This is a genomic window from Dyella sp. S184 (genome assembly GCF_009766065.1).
Taxonomy (GTDB): Bacteria; Pseudomonadota; Gammaproteobacteria; order Xanthomonadales; family Rhodanobacteraceae; genus Rhodanobacter.
In genome coordinates, this window is record NZ_LMUE01000009.1 from 230,730 (window position 1) to 249,753 (window position 19,024).

Sequence of the window (19,024 nt, forward strand, 5' to 3'; positions counted from 1 at the left end):
GCCATACCCGCTTCGAGAGCCACCCCGCATGCCCAACTCGACTCATATAGATAAGGTCATAGTGGTGAAGCGCGAGACGGTCAAGGTCCCCTTGACTGCCACGCTGGTCAAAGGCCTCGATTTCAAACATTGGCCGGTGTCGCCCATGCAGTGGAACGGTCACCGCCTCGTGACCGAACCGACCCCACCGCACGTCAAGGATTGGACGATCCGCGACACGGTGACCCGTGGCCTGGGTGTGCGTGTCACCCCCAACGCGAAATCCTATTTCGTCCAGCGCAAGCGCAAGGGCTCGACTTCCGATCGCTGGGTGCTGACCGACCAACGCAGTCTGCAAGACGCGCGCGTTCAGGCCGCCAACTGGTATGCGCGCATGGCCGATGGGGGAAACCCCACGAAAGACATCAAAGACATCGCCCAGGCAGAAGCGGCCATCAAGGCTGCCAAGTCCTATACCTTCGCGCTGGCATTTGCCGACTACATCAAAGATGGCGAAGCCCGCGTGGCAGCCCTGACCTTGCGCCCCGCCTCACTCAAAGACCGAAAGGTGGTCGTGCGCTGGATGGCGGACAGCGACCTGTGGTCCACCCCGCTGGCTCTTGTGGACACACCCATCATCAAGACGACGTTCGAACCGTTGTTTGCTGCCGCTGAGCGGGCGCGACGTGCGAAGCGGTTGAAGGATGAGGATGAACCGAAGAAACGCAGCGGCCTGGCGTCGGACTTGGCGGCAGTCCACAAGGTGTTGACCTACTGCAAAGCCTGCTGGAACTGGTCGAAGGGAACCAAAGTTGCCGTCAATCCCTTCGCGGCCTGGGCCAAGAACACGAAGCTTCCCAAGGTCGGAAGGCGGCAAACCGTGCTGGCCACCGAGAGCAAAGACGGCACCGCGTGGCTGCAAGGGCTGGTGGCGCTCCGCGATGATGAAAACCCGATCATCGCGATGCTCGCCGACTATGTGTTGATTGCGACCCTCTGGGGCGGCCGACGCACGGAGCTGGCTGAAATCCGCTGGGTCGATGTCAACTACGGTGACATCTGGGCGTGCTTCGCGCCTGAAACCACGAAGGGCGATAAGGCTCACTATGTGCCGCTGACGCCTTGGGCGACTGAAATTCTGAAAGAACGCCACGAGAAGAACCGTGCCCAACGCTGGCCGGTGAAACGTGGCGATCGCGTGTTCCCCTACCCCACGACCAAGACCGGCAAGATCGAAGACTACCGCCCCATCATCCGCAAGCTGAAAGAACAGACCGGGCTGTGGATCCGTCTCCATGACTTGCGCCGCACGCTGGCCACGTCGGTGTTCGGGTTCGCCGGTGACTTGGGGACGGTGTCGTTTGCGCTGGGTCACACGTCGGACAAGGAAGTCACCGCAGACTACGTGCACCGCCAAGCCGCCCTCGCCGCCCTGCGCGTGCTGTATCACGGTCGAGAAAAGCACCTGCGCCAGCTGATCGGTTTGGATGCCGCACCAGCATCGGCAGCGTTCACTGACTTCCAGAAGTCGATGATCCAAACGATCCAGAACCTACTGAAACAAGCTGGGTTCGACAAGCTGCCGCCGACCGATCTGGCGGAATTGCTGCAAGCTCAATAGTCCTTATCGTCTGCGCGCTCGTGCCGTTGAAGGTCTGCCACAGCCAGATCCCCCTACTGTTCCCAAACGACAACCACGCCTGGATAGATCGCCTCAATCTGCTCCTTCGAGATCAGTTTTGGCCCCGTATGAATAAACACCTCAACGATCTTTTCCAAGCGTTCGGCATGTTTAGCCAACTCAAGAAACTGTGCCGCCACGCCGCCGCGCGCATTCATAGGCATATTCGGCGAGAAACTCGGCACATTCGTCCGGGACGGTTTGGCCGTTTGACAGAACGACGGAACGTAATCGCCGCGGCCGGCAAATTGAATGGCTGTCTGGTAGAACCGTCCTGATGCAGTCACGAAGGTAAATTCTTGAGCATCCCCAACTTTAATCTCGTCCATGGGTCTTCCTTATTTTTAGGTAAATCGACTTGTGTGAAGTGAGGCTATCACGCCTCGACCTGGCTTCAAGCCACTCTTGCGTCAGCGCATAGTTGAGCTCGTAAACCAGATGAAATCCCATGTCCATGCCACCCCCTGGATCACCACACCACCACGGACACCTCAGCACAACACGTGGCAGTGGGCCTTCACTCGTCACGCGCCGCTCTTGCTTCCCTGATAAAGCTAGTTGTGCCATCAACAATGCTCGTTTCGCCTGCCTGGGCATCGTTCTCGCGCGTGATGTCGGAGGAAGGCACGATCCCGTCGATGATAAGGTTGATGAAACCGCTGGATTGCAGGGCGTCGTGGTAAGGCGTTCGTTCACGATAACCCAGGTGCACGCAGAACAAATCCATCGCCGCTCCGGCGACCAAGTCCGCCACCTGCAACGACGGATGATCCTTGGAGTCGGCAAAGGTGAGCTCCGAGATGCGTAGAGGAAGTTCGAATTTCCGATCGCCATAGCCAATCGTTCGTGATGACTGTGGCGTCATCAAGAGCCGAAGGTGCGGCTCACTCGTCTTCAACGGCTTCGATTGATCGTGGATCGCGTGGAACTGTCCATCGCTCTGCTTCATCCAGTAGTTGACGAGCGAAGCGAACAGGTTCGGCATGGGATCGAATGCCGCTGTCCCGATGAAGGGATCGAGGTAGCGGTGAAGGTTATCGGGTGCTTTGGCAAGACCCAGAATTGCCTGTGAGATCTCCCCATGCGTCACCGCATATTGAAGCGCGCTACACAGAACAAATGCCAAAGCCTCATAGGTCTCATCCGTAGGGCGACGGATCGCGGCAAGAAATGCCTTCAACACATTGTCCCAGCGACCGTCGGGCAGCATGAAGGGCCCGGCAAGATGAAGCATGTTGGCATAGGCAATTTGCGCATCGCCATCGTAAAGATCCACACCGTCTTCGTGAGCCGCCGGTTCGATCAACTTGTCCACCAAGTGAGCGACCACAACGAACCGCTTATCGGCCACCATCACCTTGGTCGTAGCAGGCGTGAAACAGCTCGATGAGAAAAACCCCAGCAGCGCATCCTGACCCCGGACCGTTCCCCGCAGGACGCTGTATTTCGCTTCGTCTTGCCCCTGACGCAGCAACGGTGAAATGAGCTCTTTGCATTCGTATGCATCCAGTGACGTGGATGCCAGCGACGCCACCGGCTGAGCGTTGTTGAACAAATCGGTGCCGGTGTTACCAGCTTCATCAAAATAGAGCTTCATAGCCATCCTAAGCATGTTCTTAAAGAAAGGTCATCGAGCTTTCGATGTTGGTGTTACGACTACGAAAAGTCACACTGACGCGGCTCTTTGGGGTCGGCGAATGCGGGCATGCAGCGCCCACGCACATAGACCATGAAACGGAAGCAACTCGCACCGGCTCACACCACTCGCTGGTCAGAATTGGCCTCCGTTCATGCTTGACCTGCTTACGTCGGGAATTTCTTGCTCAACGCCGCCAACAAATAGGCAGCTTCTTGCTTTTGCTCTGACGACGCATTGGGATGGACTTGAATGCCTTCCAGAATGGTCCCCGCTTCGGCCGGACCCATCGGCGACAAGTTGATATGAACCTGTTGCTGAAACCCTTGTCCGTGCAGGGTCTCAACAGCGACCCGCGCCCGATTTAATTCTGCTGCGATCTCTTGATTGTTCATCGTTCAATCCCCTGTCTGCTCATTGGGAACACTCTGCTGCGGTGCCTGCACGACTTGCTGGGCTTCTTTCAGCTTACCGCAGCAGCGAGAAGCTGCTGCGTAGTTCTGGCAGGGAGGCCCGGCCACTACTCCCTCGGAGTACCGACCTCCACCCACTCTTTGCGCAACACAAACAGCCTCACACCACCGGCCACCGCGATCAACTTGAATACGAGCGCACAAGCCAACGCGGCATAGACATGTGGCGCCCCGGGATTGTTGAGAGCGATGTCCGCAAGAGGTGTCGCCCAGTGGCCCCAGAAGAGCCCATTGGCCGACACCAACACCATTTCATAAGCAATGGCCCAGCGGACGTAGGGACGGAACCAAGCCCGGAAGCGGTAAAACAGGGTTTGAAGGTAAAACAGATAAAGCATGAGTGAGCTCCATTGGTTTTTGTGCCCTTAGCGTAGCGTCACGAATTTGGAACCAAGTTTGCCGACATGGAGATAAAACGGGGTTGTTTGAACAAAAACACCTTCGCCGACTATTTTCGTTATCAGGGCGACACGATGTGATCGGCTCTTAGCGCCGCCACCTATTGAACCGTAGGCGCTTGACGCTCTCCACCTACAGCCACTCCTGCGTAAGCGCATCGCTGTTGCCATACAAGGCATACGCCAGCTCGTAAACCAGATGAAACCCCATGTCCATGCCGCACCCTTGGATCACCACCCCATCGCCCTTGCCGCGACGTAAGCCGAGCACCTGGCAGACGTGATGGTTCGGGTGGATCGGACGCTCTGACCCGGGCTGCCATACCACCACAGAAAGTTCTCGACTCATCCCCGATCGGGACACGGCACGCAGGATGGTGAACACCCTGGTGCCCTTCGGCAGCCACTGGCGGAGTTGTTCAAGGGAATGTGTCTGATCGTCGGTCCGCGTGCGAGCCATGGCTCTGCTTCCTCTTCGTGGTTGCTGGCCTTTCAACGAAAGGCAGCAGGCGTTCGCCTGCGGCCGATGGCAGCCGCCGTGGCCCGAAGAGAGGCGCGGTCAAGGAGGGTTCGCGCAGCGGACAGGGAGGAGCTGGTGCGGCCCGCAGCCGAAGGCGAGGACCCGGGCTCCGACCGGCCCTTGACCGGAGAAGCCGACCGTAGGGCCGCTCTTGATCTGGTTAATCACCCTTCTGCATCGAGTAGCTGTCGGCTATCCGACTTGCGACGCTCTGACACATCCAACGTGGTTGTTGTAGTCTTCCTGAGCCAACTTCATCGGGGCATGGAATGTTCGGGGGGAACATAGACATGGGCAGTCGTCAGGGAAAGATTTTGTTTAGTGTGGGCTGCATCGCGGCCCTCCTGTTTGCCGGCGCGTTACGCGCGCAACAAGGCACCGTCACTTACGTTTACACGGATCCACAGGGCACGCCTCTCGCTGAGGCTGACGTGCATGGCAACATCACTGCCACGTTTGACTATGCACCGTATGGCAGCATCGCATTAGGAACAGCGCCGAATGGCCCTGGGTATACGGGGCATGTGAACGACCCAGACACAGGATTGGTCTATATGCAGGCTCGATACTACGACCCTGCTGTGGGGCGGTTTCTCAGTATTGATCCTGTATCGCCAAGCGCGGCCAATACGTTCAATTTCAACCGATACGACTATGGGAACAACAATCCCATCCTCAACATCGACCCGACTGGAAAAATCATCCAGATTGTTGGTGATCCGACTTTTACGGGTCAGATGCAAAACGACATCAAAACAATTCAGGCGGGAAAGGGTGGGAATGTCTTGATTGAAAAACTTCAAAACACGCCAAACATCATCAATATTATCCAAGTAAAACCTGGAGCAGGTAACCAAACGCAGGCAGACCCTTCGGGGCTATCGGCGAATGGAGGAAAGGGAACGGGCTCCGATGTCCGAATTGACACCACTCAGACAACGGGAGGCAAGGATGCCACCGGCAGCACCTCGCGGCCTGAGTTTGTGGGAGTTGCTCACGAATTGGGCCATGCACGTGCCATTGACCAAGGGGTCCAAAGCTACGACAAAGGGGATGGAAAACCTGGGACTACCCCGCCCAGCGAGGTGCATTCGATGGCAAACGAGAACATGGTTCGGCAGGAACACGATGTTCCCATTCGGCCTAGCTACTACGATTCGAAGCCGCCACCGCCACCAGCAAGCAACGGACAGTAAATGTCACACATGGCCACCCATCACGACATCAAGACCACTCGCGGTGCGCTCCTGTTTTCCCTTGCACTCCTGGCCTTCAGCGCCTCGGCACAGGGTCCAACAAATTGGAGGCCCTCCGAAAAACTTATTGGCTCCGTTGAGGCAAGCCTGACGATGCCCGCGAACACCTCATTGCGTTCGTATAGGCGTTATTACTACGGACAAGTGACGCATGGACATCGTTTGTTGATGGGAACCTATGTTCTTAGCCCCAACCACGCGGGGGTCCAGATTGTAAGCCCAGCACAGAGCCCCAAGATCTTCGATGGCGGCTGTTCGATCATCAACATGAAATACGACGTTGAACGGAAAAAAGTGGTGTCCATCTTTTGTAATGGGGCAGCTTAAACGGGGCAACGGCTCGCGGTCAGATTGAGGCTGGCGATCAGTTGTTAGCACTCACCAAGGAGAGATCATGACCCTTGAAGAACCAGATTTCGAGAAATACAAAAAGCACTTCGAAGAGCTAGCCAAGACTGTCTTAGTCAAGGATGGCCATATCGTCATAAACGTGCACAACGAATACAACATCGCCCTATCAAGTTGTAACACACACGAAAAAATTCTAGGTTGGGTTTTTCACCTCACCGAGAAAACATGGATCTCACGAGACGTTCTTCGTCGTTTCATCCTAGTTGCATGCCACGAAAACGGCCTTAAGGTTCCACATTCGTAAAGGTGCGCGCCGACTACTCATTCAAGGCAGACGCCTACACCACCACACCGGTCGAGCAAGCACACGAATGTCAGCGTATTCCGACAGACACACTCAGCCGGACACACGATCATAGGGTCGTTGGCAAGTCCTGGCGGTCGCGGCGGCCCCGCCGCACCATGACCGCTGATGCACCGACCAAGCCGCCGCAAGGCGGCTTGTTTATTTATACCTTCCCCTTGCGGGAAGTAGCCTTGCGTCCACCCAGGGCTTTCTCGATTTCCGTGGCCCAGCCGATCAGATCCGTGCCGCACGCATGGCACCAGTCGCGGATTTGCAACGGATCCAGCCGCGAGCCGCGTTCGGCGGCACTCACGTAGGTCTGCGACCGACCGAGCCGCAATGCAAACTCCGTTTGGTTCAAGCCCGTGCGCTCGCGCAGTGCGCGAAGAACGCCCAACACGATCTGATTTTCTGGCCGATACAGTGATTTCGCCGGCTGGGCTGTCGTCTTCTTCGATGTGGCCATGACCTGCTCCGGAACTGGACAGGCCATAAAGCTATACCGGTCAAAGCGTTACGCCTGTAGCGACTACTTGCTTAGTCGCTGTTCAACTAGACAGTCAAAATGGACGCTACTCTGGCCACGCCAGGGATCGGGCGGGTGGCCCTGGATGTATTCCGTCATCCGCTTGCACAAAACAGGGGAAACCATCCATGAAGATCTCATTTCGGCTCGCGGCATCCGCTCTGGCCGCTCTGCTCCTTGCCGCCTGCGCCACCACCACCGGCCGCCCGTTCGACCCCACGGCAGTCAGCGGTTTCCACATCGGCACAACCACCGAAGCCGATGTCCAAGCCAAGCTCGGATCACCAGACACCGTGTCTAACCAGGACGGCGCGACCACCTGGGTTTACTCCTTCACATCCACGCAATCCAACGCCATGAGCTACGTGCCGCTCGCTTCGATGATCGGTGGCAAAAGCACCATGGCCAGCCAGATCCTTGAACTGACCTTCGATGCATCGGGCCGCTTGTCTCACGTCCACAACCAAGCAACGAAGCAGTAAGGAGACGCGCCATGAACCATCCGATCGTGCGGTTACTGATCGCCGTGGTGGCCGGCTACATCCTGCGCCCGGTCCTCGCCATGCTTCTGCCTTTTCACGTCGGGTTATCACCCGTCTTGTGGTTTCTAGTTTGGATCCTGACCGCGTCTGGTGTCTGGTTCTTGTGGCCAACCCTCTTCAAAGCGCTGAGGAAGGGAACGACGGCCACCGCCTTGCCGGTACCGTCCGGGCAAGAACCATTCACCGCCACACATCGGTGCAAAAATCTGGCGATTGACGCGAACTCGGGCCGGGTCTGGGCCAAGGACGATCGCGGAAAAGTCTGGGTGCTGAGCAAGGACGAGATCCGCAGCTGGAACCACCGCTGGACCGATCTGACGCGGCACTACCGGGGCGTGGCCACCGGCGTGGTGTCGTGCAAAAACTGCATCGATCTGAACACCAGCAGCCTGGATCATCCCACCATCCGTGTCCGGTTCAACGAGTGGAGCGATAACTGGGGCTTTGGCGCCGCGAAGAGAAACCATGCACAGGCGGTGGAGTGGCACGCCCGCCTCGAAACCTTCATCCATTCGTGATCCAGGAGCTCCCATGACTTCACACAAAGCATGCTTCGTGTTGACCTTGGCGGTGACTGCTGCGCTGGCGGTCGCCGGATGCAGCAAGTCAGTGGCACAGATCAGCGGCAACTACAGAAGTGACAACCGCAGTTTTGAGATGCACGTGCAAACGTCCTCTGCGATGTCCATGGACGTCGGCAACACCGAGCGGCAAGTGACCTACACACAGAACGGCACCAACCTCAAAATCACTTCGGCAGATCGTCGCTCGCCACAGTTCACCATGACCGCTGAGGTCATCGACGATGGCAACGCGATCCAGTGGGATGACTTGAAAACGGACAACGGGAAAGTGTCCTCGTGGGATCACAAGCGACTGAGCAAGGTGCTCAGCAACTGATTGATCGAACGGGTGACCTCAACGGGCCCTCAGAGGTAGGGGAGGCGACCTCAATTAACGCCCCCAAGCCGCCCGAATGGGCGGCTTTTTCATTCATCCGATCCAGTAAATGTTCCGGCAAAACGGGACTGAATTTCTCACAAACAAACCGCGCGTCAATATCGCGAATGACGATGTGCGTCACACATTTTGCTGGGGCTTTAGGGCGATCTGACCGAGGAACCTCATCAGATTGTCGATTCGCCGAGCCGTAATTTCCGGCGTTTGACAGGGCCCAGTTTTCAACTACAAAACGGCCCCTTTCCAAGAGTTGCAAACCTTCGCTATGAAACAGTTTGATGCCGTTCGCCTGATCTTGACCACCTCTCTCACGGACCGCCAAATCGGTGCCTCGGCCGGTATCTCCAAGACCACCGTGGGACGGTACCGGAACATCGCCAAGACCAAGCGGTTGTCGTGGGAGACCGTCTCGACACTCGACCCCGAAGGCCTCCACCAACTCTTCAACCGTCCGGCGAACGGTGGCAAATCCAAGCGCGCGCCAGACCTCGCCCTCTTGCATGAACAGCTCCAACCCAAAGGCATGACCTTGCAGCTGCTGTGGGAGGACTACCGCCGCGAGGATCCCCACAACACGCTCTCTTACTCCCATCTTGCTGCACGGTTGAACCGCTACCGCGCGACGCTGCCGAGCGTGATGCGGCAACACCACAAACCCGGCGAACGGTTGTTTGTGGATTACTCCGGTTTGCGGCCGCACTACATAGATCCCAAGACCCGCGAAAAAGTGCACGTCGAACTCTTCGTCGGTGTGCTGGGCGCGAGCTCGTTGATGTTTGCCACATGCACGCCATCCCAGAAGGTGCCGGACTTCATCCGCGCGCATGTCGCCATGCTCGATTACTTTGGCGGTGTGCCCGAAGTCATCGTTCCGGACAACCTGAAATCAGCCGTGGTGACGGCTGGTCGCACACCGACCATCCAGCGCACCTATGCGGACCTTGCCCGGCACTATGGTATGGCCGTGTTGCCTGCCCGCCCCTATCGGCCCCGCGACAAAGGCTCGGTGGAAGCCGGCGTGAAGTTTGCACAACAGCGCATCCTGTCCCGCCTGCGCCACCAGCACTTCTATTCGCTGGAAGAGTTGAACGCCGAAATCGCCAAGCTCCTGGATGAAGCCAACGATCGCCCCATGGTCAAGGATGGCGTAAGTCGCCGTGCACGCTTTGAAACGCTGGAACGTGCCGCACTCAAACCGCTCCCTCTGCATCCGTATGTGTATGCAGAATGGGTCACGATCCCGACGGTGCCAAGGGATTACCACGTGGCCGTCGTTGGGCATTTTTATTCTGTGCCGCATGGCCTCATTGGCAAGCGTCTCGATGCGCGCGTGACCGAGAAGCATGTGGACATCATGCATGGGCGGCAGTGCGTGGCCCACCATGTGCGCAGCGCCGTGATGGGTGGCCACACCACCTTGGCCTCCCATCAACCGGAAGCGCACCGGGCCCAGGGGGAGCGGTCGCCGGAAGGCATGTTGGCATGGGCCAAAGAAGCCGGCCCACACGTTCTTCGTTTCGCCAAACATCAACTGGATCGACCGCAGCCCTTCCTGGGATTGCCTGCGTGCGACACGTTGCGCTCGTTGGCGCGCACCCACGGCACCGCTGCACTCGATGAAGCCGCGCGCCGATCGCTGGATCTGCGCTCACCCAAGATCACCACCCTGAAACGCCTGCTCGACAACACCGCGTCAGCGGCCAAGAAACAACCGGCGACACCTCGAAACTCCAACGCACGCGGCGCCCGTTATCACGCGGAGGTAGTGCAATGCTGACCGAGACCGTGGAAGCGTTGCAGACTTTGAAGTTGGGGCCGATGGCCGAGCGCTTGAAGCAGTGGGTGGACGATCCGGCCAATCGAGGGAAGCCACACACCGAATGTGTGTTGGCTTTGGCGCTCGCTCAGGCGCAGGCATCGGCAGCCAAACGCACGCGGTGTTTCCTGGTGCGAGCCGACCTGCCACCGAACATCGCCATGGGCGACGTCTGGGTGAGCTCAGCTCGCGGCCTGTCAGCCCAGGTGTTGGGCAACCTGGCGACGTGCGATTGGATCCGCCTCGGACAAACCGTGATCCTCACCGGCGCGACCCGCACAGGCAAAACGTATCTTGCAGCGGCCCTGGCACGTGAGGCCACGTTCGCCCGATTGTCGGTGGAGTATTGGCGCGTGCCGGAGTTACTCGCTGCGTGTGCCATCGAAAAAAGCGCCGGCACGCTGGCGGCGTTTCTCAAACGGTTGGGCCGGATCAAACTCCTGGTGTTGGATGACTTCGCCACCGAGCGAGCCACCACCGAGGAGAGCCATTGGCTGCGTCAACTGCTGGATGGGCGCGAGCGTCATGGCAAAGCGGTGATGGTCGCCTCCCCCAATGCCGTCGAAGATTGGGATGGCTATTTTGAAGATGCCACCGCGGCTGATGCCATCTTTGGCCGGCTGCTTGAACAAGCCAAACCGATCGTCTTGAAGCGCGTGGCCGGCCCCAAGACCCCTCGCCGCGGCTGAGCCGCTGGCTGGTTGTCCCATGATGCGGTGGGCCACGTCAGCGTCCGTGTGTCCATTTCATTGAGTCTGACCCAGTTGGCCGCCAGGTCTGGTTCCTTCTGGCCAAACCGAGCCCGCGACATGCGGGCCTGAAAGCCCGCGATTTCCCGTGAGAAACGGGGGATGGCGAGGCTGGCCAGCGCACCATTCTGGTGGCCAGACAGTTCCAGACTGGCGGCCAGTGCGACCAGCGTAACCATCTATAAGGGAAGAAAGATCAAAAAAACCTTCCTCGAAGAAACCCCTGTTTTCAAGCGGTTTGCGTGCAAGTGGCCAGGTTGTTTCAGACTGAGTGGCCAGATGCACCAGAATATCCACCTGGATATTCTGGTCGGGGTGGGACACGAGTCTGGAACACCCTGGCCGCCATAATGGCACAGGCTGGCCAGTTACGGCGGTTTGACTTGTGCATGCCATTGGATTTGATGCCCACGACGACAGGGTGACCGTCACGCCTCCATCGCAGCTTTGAACCTTGCAGCGTTTTCCGGATACATCATCCGAAATCGACTGAACATGTGGCCATCTGAATAGTGACGCCCGCGCCACTGAGTGGGGTTCCAACCGGCCTCCACCAGATCTGCGAATACAAACACGAACTCCAACGCATCCGTGAAGAGGAATATGAAGGGCTCGGCACGCTCGTATTCGAACGAGTCCGATGGTCCGTGCACGAAATGGTTGCGGCACTTCACCGCCTGTTTGAGCACGTAATCGATGTCCGGAAACATGTTTGGGATGTCTTTGCTGGCTGTCGTCCAGCGATGTAGCACCTTGCTTGTCAGAGATGGTTTCCCCAATCGCCCAATGTCGCCAAGCGCACGGTCCCTTTCTGGCGATTTTGGAAAACCTCTATCTTTAAGAAGCTTCAAAGCGTCGTCCTTAAACTTGACCATCTCCGCTGGCAGAGGAGTGACCGATGGACAAGCCTCCGACGGAAGCAGGTCAAACACGTTTGCAGCCGCCACCAGCCGGTCGGGGTCATACCGGTTGGTCTTTCGTAGACACGTCAGCAATCTAGTCCGTGGAATTCGCATTTTGTCATCACGGCCGATCCAGTTTCGAAACACTTCGACGAACTCGTCAGGGTGCGCAATGGGATCAAACGGCCGATCAAAAGAATCTGGCGCATGAAGATCACCACGCGGCCCTTTCGGGCCATAGGTCCAATGCACCTGCAGAGGACTAAATTGAGTAGTGTCAGACGTCGTCCTTATGCGGACGTCAATGATTTTTTGTGGACGACCGGCGGCTAATGACAAGAAGCGTCTTACGACGCCGATGCGATCGAGGGCATCTGAAAGACTGATTGGCTCGCTTGGTTTGATCTGGAAGCGTCTGTCGCTTTTGACTTGAATACCATCTACACCGCCCACCCGCGTGCGCCGTTCATAACTGACGACCAAGTTTCCAATGGCGCTATCCATGTCCAACGCGGGATCTTTTCCAGTGTAGTAGTGGACTTCAGGCCCCTCGCCCACTTCGATCGGCCGATGCTTGCGATTCTCCGCCAGCACCACATCCATGATCGCCGCAGCATTGACCACCAAGCCGAATGCGTCATGATCGTGAAACAGTGTCTTCAAGTCGCTAGTTGTGAAAGACACGCTGGTGACCGTCGCGGCATCCGGATCCAGATGCACCGCGCCAACTACAACCAAGTGCGGGAACAGTTTCGTGTAATGGCTGGTCAAGCGCCCTTGCGAGGTGCTTCCTTCCCCCAAATGGAGGCAGTCCACGCACGTGATGTGATGCCCATCTACGCTCATTCCGTGGATGTGTTGCCTTCCATAGCCGAGACCGATTTTTGAGGCATCTTTCAACGTAAGCGTAGTGTCTTGTCCCTCAATCAGCACCTCACCGAAGACAGTCCTGCCATCAGGCAAGGAAAACGAACCATGGTGCGACGACTGCTTGCGATTTGTCTTGGCCATTTGAACCTATCCTTCACTCGCTTGGATCTTCATCCTTCATCCTGAAAGGCGCCCAATCCTTCGATCTGGGGCCCAGTGTCTACGGCTGCATTTTAGCCGGCGCAATCTCAATCCCTGAGATTGCTCTGACTTACGATGTCGGATGACTTGTCCAACACAGACGCCCTGCCACACCATACGTGGGCGGACGATTTAGGGGGTTCCATGTCAAATGTCGATAAAATGTGCGTGCGGCTGCTGGCGATCTGTTTTCTGCCGATGATCATTGCTGTTCCGATAGCGATGGGTATTTCGGCGTTCTACAACGCCTTCGCCCAAATAGCTGCCCCCACGCCATCCCTCGATCTTCCTTGGTTGATCACCCTTGTCGCCACTGCGACATGCCTGGTCCTCTTTGCCATTCAGGCCACCCGGATCTGGCGGTGGAAAGAGGGCAAGAGCCTCAGCTGCCCGGCATGTGGATGCTTGTTGGGCAGTGTCCGAGAAGGGCGTTGGGGACCTTACCGGAAATGTCTGGGCTGCCGGACCAATCACTCGGAACGGTGATCGAAGCCATGAGCGGAGGCGAGGCTAGGAAACACCACTGGGTGCCGCAGTGCTACCTCAAAGGCTTCACAACGGATCGAAACAAGAACTCCCAGCTCTATGTGGTCGATGGAAGAACAAGGAAATCATTTCGGGCACCGCCTTCCAAAGTTGCTGCCGAACGCGACTTCAACCGCATTGAGGTTGATGGACATCACCCCAACTCAATTGAATCTGCGTTCTCCGGATTTGAGACGCGCGTTAGTGACGCCCTAGACCGAATTGAAGCCACCGGTAACATCTCCAATGAAGATGACCGCGTGTTGGTCTTAAATCTCATTGCGATGCTGGCGGTCAGAAATCCCCGCATGCGGGAAACAATGCGAGGTGCAAAAGAACGTCAGGCGGAAATCATCATGGACCTTCTCCTTTCATCCAGGGAACGATGGTCTGCCACGGTTAAAAAGGCCACGGCCGATGGCTATGTGGAAATAGACAGCGACAAGGATAGCTATGAGGAGATGCGTGATTTCGTCGCCAAAGGCGACTACGAAATAGGAGTTCCAACAACCGAGCACGTCATCACCGAGCTAGAACTGTTTGACGAAATATTGCCTTACTTGATCGCTCGAAAATGGACTGTCTTTGTCGCAAGCACCAATTCGGGCGGGTTTATCACGTGTGATCATCCTGTCGTTTTGAAGTGGGATGGCACGCAGGAACGCGAGCCGCGTTCACCTCCTGGCTTTGCGCTGCGTGGGACCGAAGTGGTGTTTCCACTTTCTCGCAGGCTCGCCTTGTCGGGGGTGTTTGATGGAGACGAACAGGCCTGCGTGGTTCCCGCCGAGATGGTCGTCGCAATCAACGGAATGGTCATCGTCAATGCAGGGCGGCAGATTTACGCCTCCGACGAGGAGTTTGGATATTTTCTAAATCGTCAACAGGGAACACGCATAGGCGGCAACCTTGTCGCCGACTTGATCTCTCTGGCATCCCCAGACTCTGAGCCAGAAACGCCGTTTCCAGCGTCATGAGCGCACTGAACTGATCGCTTTGGTGGGAACTGCACCTTGGTCTGAAAGATGGATCTGGAGTCTCACATCAGCCCTCGGGCCGCCATGCTCACGCTTTTCTCTGCGCTGACGATGATGTGGTCGAGCACTCGCACTACGAGATGTGCGTCAATGAGAATATGACAGACTGAGCCCTCGGCTTTCAGACTGAGGCTACGTGGCCTTTAACGGCAACCTGGTAAAGCCAGTCGAGCACCAAGACCCAAAGGGAACCACAACGTGCAAACGTCTCCGGAAGAATTCGTCGCGACTTCCTCATCAACGGATTTCGCCGACATTGCAGATCACTACGAAAGGTTCGTGGTATTTCCTGCATCAACCAATGATCGTCAAGTGCGAACCAGCATAAGGTGCTCACCGAGCATAGTGGTTTTGGGGGCAAACGGCTCGGGGAAAACGAGGCTTGGAGTATGGTTCGAAACCGTCAGCCCCTATCACGAGCTTGTGCATCGCATACCCGCTCAACGCTCGCTAAGCTTTCCAAAAATCGCAAGCCCCATCGGTCTAAGAGATGCACATGACCGCTTTCAATGGGCAGAGCGTCCACCCAACTGGGATGTGCCCACTTGGGAACGGAACAGGCAATCTCAAAAGCTAACCAGCCGATACGGGAACGTTAGCCCTGACACCATTGCATACGCCCCACTCTCCGACTACGACAAGCTTCTTGTTCTCCTTTTTTCCGAAAATTACGGGCAGCTCATTGAATTCAATAAGCGCTATAAGAGCACCGACCACCGCATCGACGCGCCAGAAACTATCCTAGATAGGGTCAAGCGCGTCTGGGAGTCTGTCCTGCCGCACAGGACACTTGATTTTGAAAGCAGTGAAGTCGTTGTCCGGCAGGCACTGACGGACGCGAAGCCATATTCGGCTGCGGCAATGAGTGACGGCGAACGAGCAGTGTTCTACTTGGTGGGACAATGCCTCTGTGCTTCGCCCAACACCATCATTGTCATTGATGAGCCCGAACTTCATTTACATCGCGCGATACAGCAGAAACTATGGGACACCATAGAAGCAGAGCGACATGACTGCCAGTTCATCTACATCACTCATGACTTAGCGTTTGCCGAAGGTCGTGCTGATGCGACGAAAATTTGGTTGCGTAGCTCGGATGGCAGCAACTTCGACTGGTTCGAACTCCCCCAATCGGAAAGTATCCCGCAGGAAACTTACCTGGAAATTCTAGGTAGTCGCCGTCCCGTTGCATTTGTGGAGGGAAACTATCAGTCCATTGACTACGATGTCTGCCGTGCAGCCTTCCCAGGGCTTTACATTCGACCGGTTGGAGGATGCGCCACTGTCCTCGCTGCGACTAAGGCTTTTCGTGAAACACACGACCTTCATCACATTGACTGCGTTGGCATAGTTGATCGAGACCATCTTTCCGACGGGCAAATCAATGGATACCAGAACTCCAATGTATATGCCCTCAAGGTTTCTGAGATTGAAAACCTTTTTCTCGTCCCAGCCGTTCTGAATGTTCTTGCTAAGCAACTCGACGCCCCAGCGAATGCTGTTGAGCTAACAGTGGAGATGGTTTTTAGCGAGTTCTCCCGAATGAAACAGCAACACGCCTTGGAACTAACTAGACGTGACATTACCTTGGCCCTCGGACGCTTCGATGGATCGGGGAACATCGAACAGATCTCCACATGGTTAAATACGTTGGGTGCCTCCATTGATGTTCCGACGATCTTTCAGGGCCATCTTCGAGAAGCAGAGCGCCTAATTGAGCATCGCGACTACATAGGTATCCTTCGCGTGTTCAATCACAAAGGTATGGTTGGTCGCACAACCGGATACTTCGGGCTAACGATCCCTTCATACATCGAGCGCGCTCGAAGACGCTTGCGCAGAAATGACGAAGAGGTGATTGCAGCTTTGAGACCCCATTTGCCAGACGTGCTCATGTAGAAAACCGTCCGATTTCATTGTGGGCCAGTGTCGATCATCCTTAACCTAAGGCGCTCCAACCACTCGACGCCCCACAGGCCGTAACCGCGCCACGGCCTCGCTGGGCTCCGAACCTTGTGGCACCCCATCCATCGTTGTCCCCATATCCGGCAAGTGAGCCCTGAGCCATTCGAGCTCGACCCCACTTGTCACGGACAGCAGCGGCTCGACCGAACCCTGATCGAGTGCGACCATCGTCCCTAACGCCGCCCTCAATCGCTGGCGCGTATCAGCCTGCTGCACCCTCAACTGGGCTTCGTCATCGGCGAAATTATCCAAATACACCTGATGCGAGCGCAGGGTGGCTTTCATGGTTTGAACACGGCGTTGGCAGGCCTCGAACGTTCCAATCAACGATTGCCATGCTTTTGGCTTGATGCCGTCAGCGCCAAACGCGCGGGCTGTGACGACTTGCCACCGGTGGTTCGCCTCCCACTGTTCAAGCTTTTCTTTCGCCGACGCGCGTTGAGCCCTACACCCATCGAGCTGGTAATCCGTGTCAAGTTTCGCCGCCATGCGTCGGCCCAGGTCTTCCGCGTGCTTACGGAACCTGTGCGCCAAGTCATTCAATGCGGCCAGCACCCGTTCGACCACGGCCGCAATTTTCAAAACACGAATGAACAACCGCCGTTCTTCAGGCGTCGTCGGCGCCGGTGCAGCCGCGTGAAACCGCGCCACCAAGGATCCAGCCAGTGCGGTCATGGGTGGCTTCGGCAGCGGGCTCGGCGCTGTCGGCGGGCCGTCCGCCTGCTCATCCCGAGATGATTCCGCTTGGCGGCCCGGAGTAACCAACGGCTTGCTTGCTTCATTCGGCCGAACGAGCTTTCCCATTTCCCGGGCAAGATCGGCGACCGCCTGTTGATGTTGCGCATCCATCGCGGCGCCATTGGCAACTTTGTGGATCTCGGAAGGAACAACGATGTCCCGAACCGCGTTTCCCTTTCGCGTGAAAAAACCTTTGCGCTCCATCGCAACGACTGCTTGTCCCAGCGTCGGCTGAGGCACGAAGGGCAGACCTTGCCGGGCGTAACTGAGGTGGGTGTAGTCCGCAGGCAACTCATTCGCGGCAGTGAACTCGTTGGCCAACTCAGCCCACCGAGCATTCAACCGCTCGACAAAATCCGACGACGAACGCCGCCCCGTTAGAAAGGCAAACTTGGTGTGTAACCCCCAATCGGATTTGGACGTGCCATCGCCCTCTGCTTGTTCCAGTTGTTCGAGCCGACGGGTCGGAATGTAAATGTGTGCGTGGTAGCCCTGCTTTTCTTTCGGCTTCACCGCTCCCAGGGCATCCACATCCGCATCTCGGTGGAGTCCGAGTGACACGGCCGTGTGCAGCTGATCAACAATGAACTGAGCCATCTGCGTTGCCATGTCGGTGGCTTGCTCATCTGAGAGACCAAAGGGCACCGGGATCCGATAGTCCCTGGCCACCTGAGAATCTTTTCTCAACTCGGCCGCCTCGGCCCGGTTCCATAACTGTCCGGGATCAGTGGCCCAATCCGGCGCCCCTTCGGGAGCAAGGGTTAGGGCAGCAACGATCTCCTCGCCCAACTTGCGTCTGCGGAAGTCATGCCAGGTCTTCGTGCGTTCGTCGTAAAGGCGGAGGCCAAGCCTGTAAGCCGCGCCTGCGACGGCGGAATGTCCCTGCGAGCGACCGTGGGTTTGAAGGTGGGGGCGAGCATGTCGCATAGATCATCCTTGAATGCGTGTGGTCATCCATGACCCAAAACACTGATGGCTGGCCGACCGGACACGTGAGTGTCTGCTCGCCCCAGCACCATCAAACCAGACCATCGGCGGATGTCAAGTCTCCTTGACACAAGGGATACTGGTTTGTGGCGTCGGTCAGCTGACCACGGCGGTGGCGCCTCTGGCTTTGGCTGGACGGTTAGTGTTGGCGGGTGCTGTGAGCGGCCTGTTGGAACAACAGTGAAGACGCGCTCTGGGCTATCGACTGTTTGAAAACGCGGTTGCGCCGCGGTCTAGTACGGAATGGGTGACCAATAGTTCGCACACAGCTGGACCCCAGGCGGACCTCAGCCTAGGGCAAAACTAGGGTTGTCGAAGGCCCAGCAGGAGAGCAGGAGGAGAGAATGGAGCTACAATGCTTAATATCTAAAGTCTAAACAATTGATTTAAGAAGAAAAAACATCTAATAAACGTGAACCATCGATGCGTCTCCCGATGATTGACAAGACCCAATTCCACGCGTAGTATTAATTCCAACAACGCCTGCACACTTTCAGTTAAGCCTTCAAAAGCCGAGTACTGAAAGGAGTCGCAGGCTTTCTTTTTTGGTTCGGTGCAACGGGGACGCG

The 19,024-nt window shown here is 56.8% G+C and carries 20 protein-coding genes; 12 read left to right on the forward strand and 8 right to left on the reverse strand.

Annotation, left to right across the window (positions count from 1 at the left end; genetic code table 11):
- Positions 1-64: 64 nt before the first annotated feature.
- Complete coding sequence (locus tag GSQ75_RS13180; protein ID WP_158755335.1) at positions 65-1,600, forward strand: tyrosine-type recombinase/integrase; 1,536 nt, start codon at positions 65-67, stop codon at positions 1,598-1,600.
- A 53-nt stretch (positions 1,601-1,653) separates the two neighbouring features.
- Here the strand turns inward: GSQ75_RS13180 and GSQ75_RS13185 are convergent, their stop codons facing one another.
- The 5 genes from GSQ75_RS13185 to GSQ75_RS13205 form a co-directional block, all read right to left on the reverse strand.
- The gene (locus GSQ75_RS13185; RefSeq protein ID WP_158755336.1) at positions 1,654-1,989 is read right to left on the reverse strand and encodes a hypothetical protein; all 336 of its coding nucleotides are present in this window, start codon (positions 1,987-1,989) and stop codon (positions 1,654-1,656) included.
- A 188-nt stretch (positions 1,990-2,177) separates the two neighbouring features.
- The gene (locus GSQ75_RS13190; protein ID WP_158755337.1) at positions 2,178-3,257 is read right to left on the reverse strand and encodes a DUF3800 domain-containing protein; all 1,080 of its coding nucleotides are present in this window, start codon (positions 3,255-3,257) and stop codon (positions 2,178-2,180) included.
- Between the two features lie 206 nt (positions 3,258-3,463).
- Positions 3,464-3,691 (reverse strand): hypothetical protein, encoded by a 228-nt coding sequence (locus GSQ75_RS13195; RefSeq protein WP_158755338.1) that lies wholly within the window; start codon positions 3,689-3,691, stop codon positions 3,464-3,466.
- 125 nt (positions 3,692-3,816) lie between these two features.
- Positions 3,817-4,107: a hypothetical protein gene (locus GSQ75_RS13200; RefSeq protein WP_158755339.1), complete on the reverse strand. Its 291-nt coding sequence runs from the start codon at positions 4,105-4,107 to the stop codon at positions 3,817-3,819.
- Positions 4,108-4,300: 193 nt separating this feature from the next.
- Positions 4,301-4,627 carry a hypothetical protein gene (locus GSQ75_RS13205; RefSeq protein WP_158755340.1) on the reverse strand — a complete coding sequence of 109 codons (327 nt, stop codon included), beginning with the start codon at positions 4,625-4,627 and terminating at the stop codon, positions 4,301-4,303.
- Between the two features lie 350 nt (positions 4,628-4,977).
- Here GSQ75_RS13205 and GSQ75_RS13210 point away from each other — a divergent pair, with 350 nt between their 5' ends.
- The 3 genes from GSQ75_RS13210 to GSQ75_RS13220 all read left to right on the forward strand — a co-directional run bounded on the left by GSQ75_RS13210 (position 4,978) and on the right by GSQ75_RS13220 (position 6,598).
- On the forward strand, positions 4,978-5,883 hold the full coding sequence (locus GSQ75_RS13210) for an RHS repeat-associated core domain-containing protein (protein WP_158755341.1): 906 nt from the start codon (positions 4,978-4,980) through the stop codon (positions 5,881-5,883).
- 9 nt (positions 5,884-5,892) lie between these two features.
- Positions 5,893-6,270: a hypothetical protein gene (locus GSQ75_RS13215; RefSeq protein ID WP_158755342.1), complete on the forward strand. Its 378-nt coding sequence runs from the start codon at positions 5,893-5,895 to the stop codon at positions 6,268-6,270.
- Positions 6,271-6,337: 67 nt separating this feature from the next.
- A complete protein-coding gene (locus GSQ75_RS13220; RefSeq protein ID WP_158755343.1) occupies positions 6,338-6,598 on the forward strand; it encodes a hypothetical protein in 261 nt (86 codons plus the stop codon).
- A gap of 205 nt (positions 6,599-6,803) precedes the next feature.
- On the opposite strand, the gene GSQ75_RS13225 is transcribed toward GSQ75_RS13220, so the two are convergent.
- Entirely contained in the window at positions 6,804-7,106 is a 303-nt protein-coding gene (locus GSQ75_RS13225; protein WP_158755344.1) for a helix-turn-helix transcriptional regulator, read from the reverse strand.
- A 188-nt stretch (positions 7,107-7,294) separates the two neighbouring features.
- Here GSQ75_RS13225 and bamE point away from each other — a divergent pair, with 188 nt between their 5' ends.
- From bamE to GSQ75_RS13250, 5 genes are all read left to right on the forward strand, one after another.
- Positions 7,295-7,648 (forward strand): outer membrane protein assembly factor BamE, encoded by a 354-nt coding sequence (gene bamE / locus GSQ75_RS13230; protein WP_158755345.1) that lies wholly within the window; start codon positions 7,295-7,297, stop codon positions 7,646-7,648.
- Between the two features lie 11 nt (positions 7,649-7,659).
- Positions 7,660-8,226: a hypothetical protein gene (locus GSQ75_RS13235; protein ID WP_158755346.1), complete on the forward strand. Its 567-nt coding sequence runs from the start codon at positions 7,660-7,662 to the stop codon at positions 8,224-8,226.
- Between the two features lie 13 nt (positions 8,227-8,239).
- On the forward strand, positions 8,240-8,608 hold the full coding sequence (locus GSQ75_RS13240) for a hypothetical protein (protein ID WP_158755347.1): 369 nt from the start codon (positions 8,240-8,242) through the stop codon (positions 8,606-8,608).
- A 325-nt stretch (positions 8,609-8,933) separates the two neighbouring features.
- Entirely contained in the window at positions 8,934-10,445 is a 1,512-nt protein-coding gene (gene istA / locus GSQ75_RS13245) for an IS21 family transposase (protein WP_158755348.1), read from the forward strand.
- The gene (locus GSQ75_RS13250) at positions 10,439-11,173 is read left to right on the forward strand and encodes an ATP-binding protein (protein ID WP_158755349.1); all 735 of its coding nucleotides are present in this window, start codon (positions 10,439-10,441) and stop codon (positions 11,171-11,173) included. The genes istA and GSQ75_RS13250 overlap by 7 nt, the downstream gene beginning before the upstream one ends.
- Positions 11,174-11,661: 488 nt before the next feature.
- On the opposite strand, the gene GSQ75_RS13255 is transcribed toward GSQ75_RS13250, so the two are convergent.
- Positions 11,662-13,146, reverse strand: a complete 1,485-nt coding sequence (locus GSQ75_RS13255) for a HEPN domain-containing protein (protein WP_158755350.1) — start codon at positions 13,144-13,146, stop codon at positions 11,662-11,664.
- Between the two features lie 204 nt (positions 13,147-13,350).
- Here GSQ75_RS13255 and GSQ75_RS19070 point away from each other — a divergent pair, with 204 nt between their 5' ends.
- The 3 genes from GSQ75_RS19070 to GSQ75_RS13265 all read left to right on the forward strand — a co-directional run bounded on the left by GSQ75_RS19070 (position 13,351) and on the right by GSQ75_RS13265 (position 16,664).
- A complete protein-coding gene (locus GSQ75_RS19070; protein WP_216840684.1) occupies positions 13,351-13,692 on the forward strand; it encodes a hypothetical protein in 342 nt (113 codons plus the stop codon).
- Positions 13,656-14,705, forward strand: a complete 1,050-nt coding sequence (locus tag GSQ75_RS13260) for a DUF4238 domain-containing protein (protein ID WP_158755351.1) — start codon at positions 13,656-13,658, stop codon at positions 14,703-14,705. Before GSQ75_RS19070 ends, GSQ75_RS13260 begins: the two co-directional genes overlap by 37 nt.
- 258 nt (positions 14,706-14,963) lie before the next feature.
- Positions 14,964-16,664, forward strand: a complete 1,701-nt coding sequence (locus GSQ75_RS13265) for an AAA family ATPase (protein WP_158755352.1) — start codon at positions 14,964-14,966, stop codon at positions 16,662-16,664.
- 45 nt (positions 16,665-16,709) lie between these two features.
- Here the strand turns inward: GSQ75_RS13265 and GSQ75_RS13270 are convergent, their stop codons facing one another.
- Entirely contained in the window at positions 16,710-18,395 is a 1,686-nt protein-coding gene (locus GSQ75_RS13270) for a MobA/MobL family protein (protein WP_158755353.1), read from the reverse strand.
- Positions 18,396-19,024: the final 629 nt, after the last annotated feature.

What these genes read in the sequence shown, in the direction of transcription:
- GSQ75_RS13185 (WP_158755336.1), bottom strand. Translation starts at nt 1,989, where the DNA reads ATGGACGAGATTAAAGTTGGGGATGCTCAAGAATTTACCTTCGTGACT.
- GSQ75_RS13190 (WP_158755337.1), bottom strand. Translation starts at nt 3,257, where the DNA reads ATGAAGCTCTATTTTGATGAAGCTGGTAACACCGGCACCGATTTGTTC.
- GSQ75_RS13195 (WP_158755338.1), bottom strand. Translation starts at nt 3,691, where the DNA reads ATGAACAATCAAGAGATCGCAGCAGAATTAAATCGGGCGCGGGTCGCT.
- GSQ75_RS13200 (WP_158755339.1), bottom strand. Translation starts at nt 4,107, where the DNA reads ATGCTTTATCTGTTTTACCTTCAAACCCTGTTTTACCGCTTCCGGGCT.
- GSQ75_RS13205 (WP_158755340.1), bottom strand. Translation starts at nt 4,627, where the DNA reads ATGGCTCGCACGCGGACCGACGATCAGACACATTCCCTTGAACAACTC.
- GSQ75_RS13210 (WP_158755341.1), top strand. Translation starts at nt 4,978, where the DNA reads ATGGGCAGTCGTCAGGGAAAGATTTTGTTTAGTGTGGGCTGCATCGCG.
- GSQ75_RS13215 (WP_158755342.1), top strand. Translation starts at nt 5,893, where the DNA reads ATGGCCACCCATCACGACATCAAGACCACTCGCGGTGCGCTCCTGTTT.
- GSQ75_RS13220 (WP_158755343.1), top strand. Translation starts at nt 6,338, where the DNA reads ATGACCCTTGAAGAACCAGATTTCGAGAAATACAAAAAGCACTTCGAA.
- GSQ75_RS13225 (WP_158755344.1), bottom strand. Translation starts at nt 7,106, where the DNA reads ATGGCCACATCGAAGAAGACGACAGCCCAGCCGGCGAAATCACTGTAT.
- bamE (WP_158755345.1), top strand. Translation starts at nt 7,295, where the DNA reads ATGAAGATCTCATTTCGGCTCGCGGCATCCGCTCTGGCCGCTCTGCTC.
- GSQ75_RS13235 (WP_158755346.1), top strand. Translation starts at nt 7,660, where the DNA reads ATGAACCATCCGATCGTGCGGTTACTGATCGCCGTGGTGGCCGGCTAC.
- GSQ75_RS13240 (WP_158755347.1), top strand. Translation starts at nt 8,240, where the DNA reads ATGACTTCACACAAAGCATGCTTCGTGTTGACCTTGGCGGTGACTGCT.
- istA (WP_158755348.1), top strand. Translation starts at nt 8,934, where the DNA reads ATGAAACAGTTTGATGCCGTTCGCCTGATCTTGACCACCTCTCTCACG.
- GSQ75_RS13250 (WP_158755349.1), top strand. Translation starts at nt 10,439, where the DNA reads ATGCTGACCGAGACCGTGGAAGCGTTGCAGACTTTGAAGTTGGGGCCG.
- GSQ75_RS13255 (WP_158755350.1), bottom strand. Translation starts at nt 13,146, where the DNA reads ATGGCCAAGACAAATCGCAAGCAGTCGTCGCACCATGGTTCGTTTTCC.
- GSQ75_RS19070 (WP_216840684.1), top strand. Translation starts at nt 13,351, where the DNA reads ATGTCAAATGTCGATAAAATGTGCGTGCGGCTGCTGGCGATCTGTTTT.
- GSQ75_RS13260 (WP_158755351.1), top strand. Translation starts at nt 13,656, where the DNA reads ATGTCTGGGCTGCCGGACCAATCACTCGGAACGGTGATCGAAGCCATG.
- GSQ75_RS13270 (WP_158755353.1), bottom strand. Translation starts at nt 18,395, where the DNA reads ATGCGACATGCTCGCCCCCACCTTCAAACCCACGGTCGCTCGCAGGGA.